The sequence below is a fragment of the Burkholderia sp. Bp8992 genome (assembly GCF_003853705.1).
Lineage (GTDB): Bacteria > Pseudomonadota > Gammaproteobacteria > Burkholderiales > Burkholderiaceae > Burkholderia.
In genome coordinates, this window is record NZ_QTQI01000018.1 from 17852 (window position 1) to 31464 (window position 13613).

The 13613-nt window shown below is 64.7% G+C and carries 13 protein-coding genes, 1 tRNA gene and 1 pseudogene; 8 read left to right on the forward strand and 7 right to left on the reverse strand.

All coding sequences use genetic code 11. The features are described from left to right. Positions 1-51 precede the first annotated feature (51 nt). The 3 genes from pheT to DIE03_RS24355 all read left to right on the forward strand — a co-directional run bounded on the left by pheT (position 52) and on the right by DIE03_RS24355 (position 3415). On the forward strand, positions 52-2481 hold the full coding sequence (pheT, locus tag DIE03_RS24345; protein WP_124454798.1) for a phenylalanine--tRNA ligase subunit beta: 2430 nt from the start codon (positions 52-54) through the stop codon (positions 2479-2481). Positions 2482-2553: 72 nt separating this feature from the next. Then, a complete protein-coding gene (locus tag DIE03_RS24350) occupies positions 2554-2940 on the forward strand; it encodes an integration host factor subunit alpha (RefSeq protein ID WP_124454800.1) in 387 nt (128 codons plus the stop codon). Positions 2941-3001: 61 nt separating this feature from the next. Then, complete coding sequence (locus DIE03_RS24355; RefSeq protein ID WP_124454802.1) at positions 3002-3415, forward strand: MerR family transcriptional regulator; 414 nt, start codon at positions 3002-3004, stop codon at positions 3413-3415. Positions 3416-3498: 83 nt separating this feature from the next. On the opposite strand, the gene DIE03_RS24360 is transcribed toward DIE03_RS24355, so the two are convergent. Both DIE03_RS24360 and DIE03_RS24370 read right to left on the reverse strand, forming a co-directional pair. Continuing rightward, complete coding sequence (locus tag DIE03_RS24360; RefSeq protein WP_124454804.1) at positions 3499-5709, reverse strand: hypothetical protein; 2211 nt, start codon at positions 5707-5709, stop codon at positions 3499-3501. Positions 5710-6002: 293 nt separating this feature from the next. Next, a complete protein-coding gene (locus DIE03_RS24370; RefSeq protein WP_124454806.1) occupies positions 6003-6881 on the reverse strand; it encodes a tyrosine-protein phosphatase in 879 nt (292 codons plus the stop codon). Positions 6882-7209: 328 nt separating this feature from the next. Between DIE03_RS24370 and DIE03_RS24375 the strand changes: the two genes are divergently transcribed. From DIE03_RS24375 to DIE03_RS24390, 4 genes are all read left to right on the forward strand, one after another. After that, positions 7210-7923 carry a bifunctional 2-polyprenyl-6-hydroxyphenol methylase/3-demethylubiquinol 3-O-methyltransferase UbiG gene (locus tag DIE03_RS24375; RefSeq protein WP_124454808.1) on the forward strand — a complete coding sequence of 238 codons (714 nt, stop codon included), beginning with the start codon at positions 7210-7212 and terminating at the stop codon, positions 7921-7923. Between the two features lie 159 nt (positions 7924-8082). After that, positions 8083-8159 (forward strand) — tRNA-Pro (locus tag DIE03_RS24380). 141 nt (positions 8160-8300) lie between these two features. Further along, entirely contained in the window at positions 8301-9509 is a 1209-nt protein-coding gene (bamC, locus tag DIE03_RS24385) for an outer membrane protein assembly factor BamC (protein ID WP_124454809.1), read from the forward strand. Positions 9510-10046: 537 nt separating this feature from the next. Next, positions 10047-10337, forward strand: coding sequence for a putative quinol monooxygenase (locus tag DIE03_RS24390; protein WP_124454811.1), 291 nt, complete (start codon positions 10047-10049; stop codon positions 10335-10337). Between the two features lie 41 nt (positions 10338-10378). Here the strand turns inward: DIE03_RS24390 and DIE03_RS24395 are convergent, their stop codons facing one another. The 3 genes from DIE03_RS24395 to DIE03_RS24405 form a co-directional block, all read right to left on the reverse strand. Further along, positions 10379-10636: a hypothetical protein gene (locus tag DIE03_RS24395; protein WP_011884572.1), complete on the reverse strand. Its 258-nt coding sequence runs from the start codon at positions 10634-10636 to the stop codon at positions 10379-10381. Positions 10637-10772: 136 nt separating this feature from the next. Then, a complete protein-coding gene (locus DIE03_RS24400; protein WP_124454813.1) occupies positions 10773-11051 on the reverse strand; it encodes a hypothetical protein in 279 nt (92 codons plus the stop codon). Between the two features lie 221 nt (positions 11052-11272). Then, complete coding sequence (locus tag DIE03_RS24405; protein ID WP_124455036.1) at positions 11273-11989, reverse strand: YdcF family protein; 717 nt, start codon at positions 11987-11989, stop codon at positions 11273-11275. A gap of 157 nt (positions 11990-12146) precedes the next feature. Between DIE03_RS24405 and DIE03_RS24410 the strand changes: the two genes are divergently transcribed. Further along, the gene (locus DIE03_RS24410; RefSeq protein WP_006495354.1) at positions 12147-12464 is read left to right on the forward strand and encodes a hypothetical protein; all 318 of its coding nucleotides are present in this window, start codon (positions 12147-12149) and stop codon (positions 12462-12464) included. 195 nt (positions 12465-12659) lie between these two features. On the opposite strand, the gene DIE03_RS38815 is transcribed toward DIE03_RS24410, so the two are convergent. Both DIE03_RS38815 and DIE03_RS24420 read right to left on the reverse strand, forming a co-directional pair. After that, complete coding sequence (locus DIE03_RS38815) at positions 12660-12911, reverse strand: hypothetical protein (RefSeq protein ID WP_124454815.1); 252 nt, start codon at positions 12909-12911, stop codon at positions 12660-12662. 202 nt (positions 12912-13113) lie between these two features. Continuing rightward, positions 13114-13509 (reverse strand): annotated as a pseudogene (locus DIE03_RS24420) (transposase); the annotation flags it as partial. Between the last annotated feature and the right edge of the window lie 104 nt (positions 13510-13613).

Below are 13613 nucleotides of genomic sequence, written 5' to 3' on the forward strand. Positions count from 1 at the left end.
GTTTCCGAGGGGCCCGGGCGTCGATCTAACCTGTTTCGAACGTAGACATCCATGCAATTCCCTGAATCCTGGTTGAGAACCTTTGTCGACCCGCAGCTGACGACCGACGAGCTGTCGCACGCGCTGACGATGGCGGGGCTCGAAGTCGAATCGCTGAGCAAGGCTGCGCCGCCGACGTCGAAGATCGTCGTCGGCCGCGTGCTCGAAGTCGTCAAGCATCCGGATGCGGACAAGCTCAATGTCTGCCAGGTCGACGCCGGCACCGGCGCGACGCTGAACATCGTCTGCGGCGCGCCGAACGTCGCGCCCGGCATCAAGGTGCCGGTTGCATTGGTCGGCGCGGAACTGCCGCCGGCGGAAGAGGGCGGCAAGCCGTTCGCGATCAAGCTGTCGAAGCTGCGCGGCGTGGAGAGCCAGGGGATGCTGTGCTCGGCACGCGAACTGAAGCTGTCCGAGGACCACAGCGGCCTGCTGATCCTGCCGGAAGACACGCCGGTCGGTCAGGACATCCGCGAGACGCTCAATCTCGACGACACGATCTTCGAAATCAAGCTGACGCCGAACAAGGCCGACTGCCTGTCCGTGTTCGGCATCGCGCGCGAGACGTCCGCGATCACCGGCGCGCCGCTGACGCCGGTCGACATCCGCCCGGTGCGCGTCGAGCTCGACGAAACGCTGCCGGTGCGCATCGCCGCGCCCGATCTGTGCGGCCGCTTTTCGGGTCGCGTGATCCGCGGCGTGAACGCACACGCGAAGACGCCGCAGTGGATGGTCGAGCGCCTCGAGCGGTCGGGCCAGCGCAGCGTGTCCGCGCTCGTCGACATCTCGAACTACGTGATGTTCGAACTCGGCCGCCCGTCGCACGTGTTCGATCTCGACAAGATCCACGGCGGCATCGAGGTGCGCTGGGGCAAGCGCGGCGAATCGCTGAAGCTGCTCAACGGCAACACCGTCGAACTCGACGAAACGGTCGGCGTGATTGCGGACGACCGTCAGGTCGAGAGCCTGGCCGGCATCATGGGCGGCGACAGCACGGCCGTCACGCTCGACACGACCAACATCTATCTCGAAGCCGCGTTCTGGTGGCCGGACAGCATCCGTGGCCGTGCGCGCAAGTACAACTTCTCGACCGACGCGGCCCATCGCTTCGAGCGCGGCGTCGATTACGCGACGACCGTCGAGCACGTCGAGCGCATCACGCAGCTGATTCTCGAGATCTGCGGCGGCAAGGCCGGCCCGGTCGACGACCAGTCGGTGAACCTGCCGCAGCGCGCGCCGGTGAAGATGCGCGTGTCGCGCGCGAACCGCATCATCGGCGTGAAGATCAGCGCCGACGAGATCGCCAGCATCTTCACGCGCCTCGGCCTGTCGTTCGAGCGTGAAGACGACGCGTTCCTCGTCACGCCGCCGTCGCATCGCTTCGACATCGAGATCGAGGAAGACCTGATCGAGGAAGTGGCGCGCATCTACGGTTTCGAAAAGATTCCGGCGCGTCCGCCGGTTGCGACGAGCGAAATGCGCGCGACCAACGAGACGCGGCGCTCGATCCACGACATCCGTCACGCGCTCGCCGCGCGCGACTACGCGGAAACCGTCAACTTCAGCTTCGTCGATGCGGAGTGGGAGCACGATTTCGCGGGCAACGACAACCCGATCCGGTTGCTGAACCCGATCGCGAGCCAGCTTTCGGTGATGCGCACGACGCTGTTCGGCAGCCTGATCGCCGTGCTGCGCCACAACCTGAACCGCCGGGCCGATCGCGTGCGCGTGTTCGAATCGGGCCGCGTGTTCCTCGCCGATGCGTCGGTGAAGGCCGGCGAGCTGGCGGTCGAAGGTCATGCGCAGCCGAAGCGGGTCGGTGCGCTGGCATACGGTCCGGCAGTCGACGAGCAGTGGGGCGTCGCTACCCGCGCGGTCGATTTCTTCGACGTGAAGGGCGATCTCGAGGCGCTGCTGGCGCCGGCGGCCGCACGCTTCGTGAAGGCAGAGCATCCGGCCCTCCATCCGGGCCGCAGCGCACGCATCGAGGTCGATGGCCGCGCGGTCGGCTGGATCGGCGAGCTGCACCCGCGCCTGATGCAGAAGTACGAGCTGCCGCACGCGCCGGTGATGTTCGAGATCGATGCGGACGCGCTGATTGCACGGGCGCTGCCGGCACCGACCGACGTGTCGAAATTCCCGCCGGTCCGTCGCGATATCGCCGTGGTCGTCGATCAGGCAGTCGAGGTTCAGGCACTTTTCGACGAAATGAAGAAGGCGCTTGCAGAAGAGGCCTGCCGATTCGTTCAGAAGGTTGTACTCTTCGACGAATTTCGTGCAAAATCAAATACTTCCGGTGGTCTTGCCGCGCACGAGAAGAGCCTTGCGTTCCGTGTGACGCTGCAGGACGCGGCTGGCACGCTACAGGACGAGGTCGTCGATCAGGCGATCCAGACGCTGGTCGAGCGGATGGCTCGTGCCGGTGCGCGCCTGCGCGGCTAAGGAGAAGGCCCGCCCGTTCGCGGGCGGCTTTTTCCCATCGTAAGTTTTGATTTAACGCGCTGTATGGCAGATATGAACGACATGACCTCGAGTGAATTCGAAGCCCTCCTGACGGCGCAACGCAGCGCCATGAACCGCGACGCTTCGGCGGCGGCGTCCCCCGAGACGCCCACGCTGACGAAGGCGGAGCTGGCGGAGTTGCTGTTCGACAGCGTCGGGCTGAACAAGCGTGAAGCGAAGGACATGGTCGAGGCGTTTTTCGAGGTGATCCGCGACGCGCTCGAAAACGGCGAGAGCGTCAAGCTGTCGGGATTCGGCAATTTCCAGTTGCGCGACAAGCCGCAGCGTCCGGGCCGCAATCCGAAGACGGGCGAGGCGATTCCGATCGCGGCGCGCCGGGTGGTAACCTTCCACGCGAGCCAGAAGCTGAAGGCGCTGGTCGAAAACGGCACCGAGTAAGCGCCGCACGCAGCAGTCTCCGCGCGGCCGCCGCGCACCCTTTACCGACGGTTAACCGACGATGACCACTACGGTTGAGAAAGTCGTCTTGCCTCCGATTCCCGCGAAGCGCTACTTCACGATCGGTGAAGTCAGCGAACTGTGCGGGGTCAAGCCGCATGTGCTGCGTTATTGGGAACAGGAATTCACTCAGCTGCGTCCGGTGAAGCGGCGCGGCAATCGTCGCTATTACCAGCATCACGAAGTGCTGCTGATCCGGCGGATTCGCGAGTTGCTCTACGAGCAGGGATTCACGATCAACGGTGCGCGAAACCGGCTCGATTCGCCGGGTAGCGAGCGGGCCGCGGCGGAGCCGGTCGAACCCGAGCTGCAGGCCGCCGATGCGCGCGTACCGGGCAAGCCCGGCACCACCGTCGACGTCGTCGCGCTGCGACAGGCGCTGCTCGACGTGATCGACGGACTGAAGCACGACTAAGCGCCCAGCGCGAACGAGATCAAAGGAAAAGCCCGGTTGGCGACACGCCACCGGGCTTTTTTCACGGGCGCCGCACATGCGCATCAGCGCGACGCGAGCGGATTCTTCCGGCCCATGTCGACGACCAGCGTGCCGTCCGGCAACATCCGCACCGAACCCTGCGCGACCTGGCTGCGGTAGCCGTACAGGTCGAAGCGCATCGGGCCGGCCTCGGCCGAATTGCGGATCAGTGCGCGCACGTTCAGTTCGAGCACGTTGAACATCTTCATGTCGCCGCCTTCCATCCACATGTAGCTCGGTGCGTCGATCTGCGGTCGCTTCGGTGCGGGCGCGCCGGCGGCGCGCCGGAACGTGAGGCGCAACCCGTCGCGCTCGACCGTGGCCTGCCCGAGCTTGCCGTTCAGTATCGGCGGCGGGAACACGGTGTACTGGTCGAGCACGAGCGTGTCGCCGCGCAGTTCCGCGCCGCGCCGCTGCAGCGGCGTCAGCGACGCGAGCTCGATGCCGAGCGAGCGCAGGAGCTTCGCCTGCGGAATGCCGAGCACCGACACCTGCGCAGGCTTGAACGCGAGGTGCCGGTCGTCGAGCACCGTCAGCGAGCCCTTCATGTCAGTCGGCAGCCAGACGCCCGGCACGTGATTCCAGAGCTTGATGCCGCCCTGGACGCGCAGGTCCTGGCCGTCCGCGCTCAGTTGCAGGTCGTTCAGCGACCGCGGCGAGTAGTCGAGCAGGTAGCTGTTGAACAGCGCCGACATCGCCTTCCACGACTCGACGACCGTGCCGCCGAGAATGCGGATGTCGTACTGGTTCGGATCGTCGAGATCGACGGGTTCGCCGGGCCGCTTCGACACGAGTTCGACGTCGAGATCCTCGACATGGAAGCCGATGTCGCCGGACAGGTTGAAGTCGACGTTACGCAGATGGATCGTCGGATTGCGGTTCGACACGTGCCGTTCATTGAATGTCGTGGTCGACGTGCGCCGCATCGCGACCTTCTGCATGCCGGGATGCACCGCGTCTGCCGCGAGCGCATAGGCTTCCCAGTGCTGGCGCACGTCGCGCAGCGCAGTCTGCTGCGCGGCGAGGAAGCTGTCGTTCAGGCGCGCGGTCGCGTTGCCGAGCTGTGCGCCGCTGGCGGGGCCCGTGTACGAAGGCATCCGGATCGCCATCGCACCGCTTTCGTCGAAATTGAAGTAGCCGGCCGACACCTGGTCGCGATAGTGATACAGGTCGAACACGAACGTCTGGTCGCGCTTCGTCGGATCGACCGGACCGATCAGGATGTCCGCGTTCATCGGCATCGAGCGCATGAACTTCACGTCGCCGCCGCGGATGTACATCGCCTGCTGCGGCGCGTTCGCGGGCATCGCGAAGCCGGCATGCGTGCCGTCGTCGAGCTTCAGGTCGAGGCCGGTCGGCGTCACGCGCAGTGCGGTGATCGTGAGTTTCAGGCGCGGCGGCGGCATCAGCTTGTCGACCGCCATCACGAGATCGTCGCCGGCGAGCTGCGCGATCGGGGTCTGCACCTTCAGCAGGTCGGCCATCTTCACGTTGGCCGCGCGCATCACCGGCTGTGCGTTGATGCCCGACACGCGCACGCCGGTCGGGTGGAATACGAGCTGGCTGCCGTCGCGGATCGCGAGCGTGCCGGTCAGCGAGAACGGCACCCAGCCGTCGCGCTGCATCTCGCCTTGCAGATGGATCACGCCGTCGCCGGCCGAGACGGCCAGCTTGCGCAGCGGTGCGTTGCGATAACCGAAGATATAGGTGTTGAAGAGGGCGGTCAGCTTCGCGTTGTCGAGCGTGACCGTGCCTTCGTGGACGTCGATCTGGAAGCTCGTCGGATCGTCGAACACGATCGGCGCGCCGGCCTGCGTCGGCACGAGCGTGGCCGACAGCTGATGGATGAAGAAACCGAGGTTGTTGACGATGCGGAAATCGACATCGCGCAGGAACGTCATCGCGCCGTTCTGGCCCGAGTCGCGCAGCGTGAACGGGCGTGGCTGCGTGAGGCTGAGCGACGCGACCGACGGCACGGTGCGCGCGACCTGCTGCTCGCGCGCGAGGCGTTCTGCCTTGGTGCGTTCGATCTTCGTCGATGCGACCGGCGTATTGCCGTCGCGCTGCGCGGCCGATTCCGCACAGCCGGCGCAGAGCAGCGCGAGCGCAAGCGCGCCGCAGCCGAACACGCGGGACGCGGTGTGCGACATCGGGGCGGCCGCGCGTCGCCGGCCGGACATCCAGTTGAAAATTGCCAAAGGCGAGCGATGGCCGCGCCGGACCGCATTCCGCATCGTCTGTCTCCATGTCTTGTCGTGATCGACGGCGGCGCGCGCCACTGCACGGCGCGAACGTCGATGCCGTGCAGTGTGTCATAGCGCGCTAGAGCGGCGTTACCAAACAACGGGCGCCCGGGGCCGCGGCGCCGACGGGCTGCGGGACAATGGATTCGCGGTGATCGGGCGATTGGATCAAACGGTCGTTTGGTTTTTGCCTCGTGTCGGCCGGCGCCTTTTGCGGGGCCGGGCAAATCCGTCGCGAGCCTTGGCCGGCGCGGGTTTGCCCGGATGGGCGAGGCGGCGGCCGGTCAGACCAGCAGGCGCTGCCGGATCGCGTTCTGCGTGGCCGGGTCGAGTTGCAGGCCGTTCTCGATATACGACGTCATCGACCCGTACGACGCCGTGACCTGATCGAATGCCGCCTGCAGATAGTCGGCGTGCGCGCCTTGCAGCGCGGTCATCATGTCCGCGGCATTCTGGCCGCCGGCTTTTTGGGCCTGGGCGATGGAGGCGGCGATTTCTGCCGCGCTGTAGACATTGGTCAGCAGGTAGTCGTCGACGATCGTGTGCTGCGGGACGCCGATGATCGTGTGCAGGATGGCGGTTGCCCAGCCGGTGCGATCCTTGCCGGCCGTACAGTGGAACACCCGGTTTTCATCCGTGCCGGCGAAACCGGTGAACAGCGCGTGATAGCTCGCACGTGCGGTGTCCGACGTCACGAACGCGCGGTACATGCTCAGCATGAAAGCGGTCGCTGTCGCGCCGCTGGTCGGCAATGGGTCGATGCTGGCGGCGCCGAGCACGTTGAGGTTTTGCCACGTGGCGCCGGCGAGCATCACATCCGGTTGCGTCTTGATTTCGGCGGGCGTGCGCAGGTCGCAGATCTGCTTGATGCCGAGCGTGCCGACGGTCGCGACGTCGGCGCTGGACAGCGCGAGCGCAGACGACCGATAGATCACGCCTTTCTTCATCTTCGCGCCGCCGGTCGTGACATAGCCGGTGCCGTCCGGGCCGGCCGTGTCGCGAAAGTTCGCTGCGGAGGCCAGCCGCGGCGTCGTGACCGGCGCGACCGAGATGGAGTCGCCGCCGCATGCCGACAGCAGCGACGCGCTCCCCAGCGCGACGCCTATGGTGCCGGCGCTGAGCCGGAGAAATTGTCGACGGGAGATTTCGTTGTTCTGATGCATTCAATGCCCTTTGTCGAAGACGGTTACAAGATGCTGCGACCGCCGCGTGACCGAAGCCGCCTCCTGTCTCGCGCAACGCGGCAAAGCCGGGCGGGCCGGATCGATCGGCGTGCAGTCGGACGGTTCGCCGGGCGTGTCGATCTCGCGCCGGCTAACCGCACGGTAGCGATTTACGGTGAATCGGCCATCGTCCTTTTCGATTAGGGGCGTATGTGGGGAGGGCGGCGCGGGCCGTGCATCAACGGATACGATCGGTGTTGACGGCGAGGTAAGATCGGTGTCAGTGGCTGGTTCGATCACAACACGGTAGCCATCACGGGGAAGCGCCATGGATCTCAAGGAAGTCGACGTACTGGGTGCGGCGGTAGGCGATCACTGGTACTACGCGTCGAAGGCGAGCGCGATCCGGCGGTTCCTGGGCGGGGCGGGCGCGAACCGGATCCTCGACGTCGGGGCGGGCTCCGGCTTTTTCTCGAAGCACTTGCTGGAGCGCACGCAGGCATCGGAAGCATGGTGTGTCGATACGAGCTACGCCGGCGACACCGACGAGGAGACGGCCGGCAAGCCCATCCACTTTCGACGATCCGTCGAACGGTTCGATGCCGATCTCGTGTTGCTGATGGACGTGCTCGAGCATGTCGACGACGACGTCGGGCTGCTGACGCAGTACGTGAAGGGCGCGCCTTCGGGCAGCCGGTTCCTGATCACGGTGCCCGCATTCCAGTTCCTCTGGAGCGGCCATGACGATTTTCTCGAGCACAAGCGTCGCTATACGCTTGGCAGTCTCGAGGATGTGGTGCGTCGCGCGGGGCTCGACGTCGAGCACGGCGCCTATTACTTCGGTCTCACGTTTCCGCTGGCGGCCGCGTTGCGGCTCGGCGAGCGGGCGCGTCGGCAGCCGCGCGCGCCGGCATCGCAACTGCGCCGTCACCATCCGCTCGTCAACGGCCTGCTCAAGACGATCTGTCGCATCGAGTTGCCGATGTTCCGCTTCAATCGCGTCGCAGGATTGACGGTCATCTGTGTCGCGCGCAAGCGGTGAATGCGATGTAACGATCAGGCGGTTGGCGCGCAGGGCGTACCGCCATGCGCACTCGCACATGCATCGGTGCGGCCACGCCAAAAAATTTCACAAGAACATTCACAAAATGCATGCGACCCGTTCTAAATCGGGAAACTGTCTGTTATAATTTTTTTCTTTCGGGGCGTAGCGCAGCCTGGTAGCGTACCTGCATGGGGTGCAGGTGGTCGGAGGTTCAAATCCTCTCGCCCCGACCAGACAAAGAACCCGCGTCAGTTCAGGCTGACGCGGGTTTTTTCTTGCCGGTCGCTTTTTTGCACATCGCGGCGCGGCCCCGGTAAAATGCAAGGTTGATCCACGGAAAGCGCCGTGATTTAGCGGAAGAGGATTCCCCGAACATGACTGATCTTCGTCTTACCATGCGGTTCGCTGCAGTGCTCGCCACCGGCGCGCTCGTCGCCGGTTGCGGTACGTCGTCGCCCACGAAAGTGGACTACAAGAGCGATTCGAAATCGAAGGAAGCGTCGCTCGCAGTGCCGCCCAACATGCTCGACGAGACGGCCGATCAGCGTTCGCTGCCGCCGCAGGGCGGCGCGACTTCCCTGTCTGCGCTTCAGCAGGTCCAGCAGGCAGCGCCTGCGCTGGACACTGTCGCACCGCCCGTGGCCGGCATGCATATCCAGCGCGACGGCACCGAGAGCTGGCTCGTGATCGACGGCAAGCAGCCGGCCGACATCTGGCCGCAGGTTCGCCGGTTCTGGCAGGAGCAGGGCTTCCTGCTCGTGGTCGACCAGCGCGACAAGGGCGTGATGGAAACCGACTGGAACGAAACCCATCCGCAGATCAACGACGGCCTGATCCGCAGCGTGATCTCGAAGGCGATGGGCAACTCGTACGTGACGGCCGAGCGCAACAAGTACCGCACGCGCCTCGATTCGGCGCCGAACGGCGGCACCTACGTGTTCATCAGCCAGAAGGGCATGCGCGAGGCGATCACGGGCGCGAACAACGATTCGAGCAAGTGGGAACCGAAGCCGAACGATCCGGCGCTCGAAACCGAATACCTGAAGCGGCTGATGGCCGTGCTCGCGCAGAATGCGCAGCGCGCGAAGAACGGCGAGCCGCCGATCGCGAACATCAAGGACAACACGGTACCGACGGAGAAGAAGGCCGACGCCGATGCATCGTCGAAGGCTGCCGCGGCGATCGCCGCGCAGAACGTCTCGCGCACGTCGGCGCAGGGCAACGACGCGGCCGACGCGGCCGTGCCGTCCGAAGTCACGCTCGGCGAGCCGTACGACCGCTCGTGGCTGCACGTCGGCCTCGCGCTCGATCGCGCGAACTTCACGGTGGACGATCGCGATCGCACGAAGGGCCTGTATTTCGTGCGCTATGTCGATCCGAAGGATCTGACCTCGGCCGAGCAGGGCTTCTGGAGCCAGCTGTTCCACGGCAAGAAGGAAAAGCAGGCGAAGCAGTACCGCGTCAACGTGAAGGCGCTCACGGCCGACCAGACGCGCGTTGCGATCGTCGACGATGCAGGTGCGATCGACACGTCGTCGCCGGCACGCCAGATCATGGGGCTGCTCGTGAACCAGCTTCGCTGATCACGGTCCTTCCCTGCATCACTGAAAAGCCCGCCTTTCGGCGGGCTTTTTTCTTGGCCGTCCACTCCTGCATGCAGGTGTGCGAGCGGGTCGGTCCCTCCTCGTGACGTTACGTAACATCCGTGCGTTACGGCGGCAGAACACGTGTCACATTGTCGCCAACGTCAAAAAATCTCCTTTTAAATCAATGGAATGACTGGTGTGTGAGGGCTGGCATGCAACCTGCTTTATATATTGGAATTGTTGAAACAGGGAGGATGACGTCAGATGCCGGGCGGGCGCCGCGAGCGCCGGATCATCGGTATCGGCGTCTTCGAATGCCGGCGCGACATGTGCCGGCGCAACCGATGACGATCCGCGCCAGCGTGCGGATCTCGATGGCCCCGTCGCCTATCCTCGTAGGGCGACGGTTTCGCCCGCGCTTCTCTGAAGCGCGGGCTATTTTTTTGGGGCCGTCGGGTCGTGTCGCATCGGCGTGGCCGATGCGCGACGTGTGATTCGCGTATTCTCGGACTTTTATCGATGAAGGAGTCGGGAATGGCGGAAATTGCAGTCGTGGCGCTGATCGTGGCGAAGCCCGGTGCCGAGGAAAAGCTGCGCACCGCGCTCGAAGGGATCGTCGAGCCGACCCGCAACGAAGCCGGTGCGTTGCAGTACGACCTGCACCGGGATCTGAAGGAGCCCCTGCGATTCGTATTCGTCGAGCGTTGGGAGAGCGAGGCGGCACTGGCTGCCCATGCGCGTTCCGCGCACATTCTCGCTTATCGCGAGACGGCCGCGGACTGGATCGAAAGTACCGAAATCCGCGTGCTGTCGAAGCTCGTCTGAGCCGGGCAGGGCGACCGGACGTATCCGGTCGCAGCGGCGCGTCAGTGCGACGCGCTGGGGACGTCGAGGATCAGGATGATCGTCCAGTCGGCGTCGCCGTCATGGTGATACTGGCGCTCGGCCACGATGAACGGCTGCTGTTTGCCTTGCGGGCCGAGGAACAGTACGTCGCCCTCCATCGGCAGGCACTCGATCGGCGGCAGCGCGAGGAACGCGTCGGCCGAGCCGCGTGGCATCAGTTGCTTGATCTGGCGAGTGGCGGCTTCGGTCCACTCGATGTCGAGTTGAATGTTGCTCATGCTGTCCTCCGCACCGGGGTGCGCACGGGTGGAAAATTTCGGTGCGCGACTTTAGCACAGCGCGCAGGCGCCGCAACCAAAAAAGCCGAACCCGGTTGCCCGGATTCGGCTTTTTACTTGTGCGGTGCCGCCGAACTTACTGGCTGGCAGCGTCTGCGGCCTTGGCCGCCTTCTTGCCGGCCTTCTTCGCTGCTGCCTTGTGATGAGCAGCCTTCTTGCCGTGATGATGCTCTTCCTGCACCGCCGGCTGAGCGGCTTCGGCCGCTTGCTGCTGCTGCAGCGCTTGTGCGCGCTGCTCGATCTCGGAAATCTTGGCCGGATCGGTGATGGTCTGGATCTGCGTGCTCTCTTGCGCATACGCTGCGCCAGTCAGCGCCGACATCGCTACCAGGATAGCCAGGGACGTCTTCTTCATTGCTTTACCTCCGCTAAGTGGTGATGAACCCGAGTGTTGCCGTTTTGTCTGGCGACTGCAATCGAGTGCGTGTCGAGTGTAACAAAAGTGACGGATCAATGTGCACCGGATCGAGGCGCGATGCAAGGCCCCGTTGAAGTCGCGCAACACTTCGCGTACTTCGTCATGCGCCTGCCATCCTGCGCGAAATCGCGATTTCCTCGCCCGTTTCCGGGCAATTCTCAAAACCAGCCGAGCCACCGGTACACGTGGAATTGCGCGATGCCGACCAGCTCGTGCAGTGCCTGCTCGGCGTTGGCCAGATTGCGCCAGCGCGGGAGCCAGCCTGTTTGCGCAAGCCGGCGGTTCGCATAAACGGGCTGTGGATCGATGCCGAAACGGCGGAAATCGAGCAACGCGCGGCGCATCTGGTACGACGAGGTGACGAGAATGCGTGCGTCGTCATACTGTGAGCGTAGTATAGATGCAGTGAATTTCGCATTTTCGTAGGTCGTGCGGCTGTCCGGTTCGAGCACGAGGTCGGCAGGCGCAACGCCTTCGGCGAGAAGTTGGCGCCCGTATACGACTGCTTCGGTTTCGCCGTGATGCTGCGGGTCGCCGCCCGACATCACCACGGTGCAGCGTTCGGCCTGCTGTCGGCACACGCGATAGAGCGCTGCAGCCTTGTGAATGCGTGCGGCGCCGTCGGGTGGCGGGCGCAGCCCGGTATCGGTGCGACGCGTGCCGGCGCCGATGACGATCAGCGTGGTTCGTCCGTGCATGTCCGGGTGCTCGACCGGCATAACGCCGGCCTCGGTCCAGGCGATCAGCGGCGCGGCGAGCCAGCCCGTCGCGAGCAGCCAGAACAGCGCGGCGGCGGCGATCGAGATGATTCTCCGCCGCTTGCGGCAGAGCATGAAACAGATGAAGAGAAGTACAAATGAATCGAACAGAATCAATTTGATTGGGGTATGGTGTCTTTTTATGGACGGCTGACGATCCGGCCCTGACGCGACGCCGAACGTCGGCCTCCAGAATCGGTGGCGGTATCGGCGGGCGGAGACCCCGCCCGACGCGCCGCTTCGCATTGTCGCTGCACTTTAAGAAAGAATCGAGATGGCCACGTATTCCAACGAAGCGGTGCTCGACGCATTGAGACGAGTGCAGTACCGCCAGGTACCGTGGGCACGCCGCCCGGGCGTGTTCGAGTATCTCCGTTCGCTCGGGCTGATGGACACGGTCAGGCAGAAGACCGTTGCCCCCGCGCCGGGCTTCCACGCCCCGGTCGACATCGCCGTGCTGACCGACAGCGGTCGAGCCGAATTCTCGCGCCTCGAGCGTGACGAGAAATTACTTTCCTGGACCGATCGCCGCATGGACGACTACGCGTTGAGCGAAGCGAGCGCCGTCGCGATTCTCGAAAGCCGTCTGTAGCGGCGAATCATCCCGGCTCGTGCGTCGCCGCGCGACTCGGTCATGCCAAAAAAAAGCCCGTATCACGAGGATACGGGCGTACCGGATACTTTTGCTGTTGCCACGCTGTGCTCATGGCAACGATGTGACTCGTCGCTTGCGGCGCAGTTCCCGAAAGCGGGCATTTTCTTTGGCGAATTCCTGAAATCGGCAGGACTACGGATGACGCGGCACGTCGGACGGCTGCGAGCTGATGCGCGCCCGCGCGTTGCTGGCAATGTCGCCGCGCAGGTCGCCGCGCGGCACGGTCTGCCGGCCGGACGCGTTGGCGGACGGCGGCTGGCGAAGGGTGTTGCGGTGATCCTGCTGACGGTGGGGCGGCTTCGTGCGATCGTCGGCATGAGCTGGAGCCGTCAGCGCCAGGGAAATGACAATGCCGCATGCGACGAGCAGTGACATTGGTTTCATGGCGGGGCTCCCTTCAAGCCGTCGATGCGGCCTGTTGATATTTCGCTAAGGTAAGCGCGGGAGTGCAGGCTAGCTGTAAATATTGGTAAATAGATGTATCGCGGCACGACAACGGTAATCGACGGCAATGCGGGCGCCGCGAAAAAGTCGCGTCGCAGAAAAGAAACCGGGCGGCCGAAGCCGCCCGATCGAGCATGCGTTACGCCATCTTGACGGGGGCGCGCCAGGATTCCGGGTTGGTCCAGAAGGCGCCGCGCAGCCGGTCGCGGCTCGGCGGTGCGGGCGGCTTCGCGGCGCTTGCGCCGATGCGCCCGCGCAGCGAGATCTGCCGGCCGCTCGTACCGAGTCGCTTCACGATTTCGGCGAGCGTACCGTCCGCCTGCCATTCGTCAAAACGACGGCGGCAGGTCGGCGGCGACGGGTAGCGGCCCGGCAGCTTCGACCAGCCTTCACCCGTCGACAGCACCCACAGCACGGCGTTGACCACCGAGCGGGCTTCCACGCGGGGACGGCCGCGCCGTTCACTCCGTGCGGGTTCCGAGCAAAACAGACCCTCGACCAGCGCCCACTCGTTATCTCTCAAATCGTCGAACAGCATCATGTCCTCACCTCAGCGAAGCTAACTCCGGTGCGCTGCCCTGCGCCGCGCACTCTTCAAGCACTCGATCGTCGAGTGCCGGGTGGGGGCGTCCGGTTGGCCGG

Coding starts and splice junctions, on each gene's coding strand:
- pheT (WP_124454798.1), top strand. CDS start 52: ATGCAATTCCCTGAATCCTGGTTGAGAACCTTTGTCGACCCGCAGCTG.
- DIE03_RS24355 (WP_124454802.1), top strand. CDS start 3,002: ATGACCACTACGGTTGAGAAAGTCGTCTTGCCTCCGATTCCCGCGAAG.
- DIE03_RS24395 (WP_011884572.1), bottom strand. CDS start 10,636: ATGAGCAACATTCAACTCGACATCGAGTGGACCGAAGCCGCCACTCGC.
- DIE03_RS24410 (WP_006495354.1), top strand. CDS start 12,147: ATGGCCACGTATTCCAACGAAGCGGTGCTCGACGCATTGAGACGAGTG.
- DIE03_RS24370 (WP_124454806.1), bottom strand. CDS start 6,881: ATGCATCAGAACAACGAAATCTCCCGTCGACAATTTCTCCGGCTCAGC.
- DIE03_RS24360 (WP_124454804.1), bottom strand. CDS start 5,709: ATGCGGAATGCGGTCCGGCGCGGCCATCGCTCGCCTTTGGCAATTTTC.
- DIE03_RS24400 (WP_124454813.1), bottom strand. CDS start 11,051: ATGAAGAAGACGTCCCTGGCTATCCTGGTAGCGATGTCGGCGCTGACT.
- DIE03_RS38815 (WP_124454815.1), bottom strand. CDS start 12,911: ATGAAACCAATGTCACTGCTCGTCGCATGCGGCATTGTCATTTCCCTG.
- DIE03_RS24390 (WP_124454811.1), top strand. CDS start 10,047: ATGGCGGAAATTGCAGTCGTGGCGCTGATCGTGGCGAAGCCCGGTGCC.
- bamC (WP_124454809.1), top strand. CDS start 8,301: ATGACTGATCTTCGTCTTACCATGCGGTTCGCTGCAGTGCTCGCCACC.
- DIE03_RS24375 (WP_124454808.1), top strand. CDS start 7,210: ATGGATCTCAAGGAAGTCGACGTACTGGGTGCGGCGGTAGGCGATCAC.
- DIE03_RS24350 (WP_124454800.1), top strand. CDS start 2,554: ATGAACGACATGACCTCGAGTGAATTCGAAGCCCTCCTGACGGCGCAA.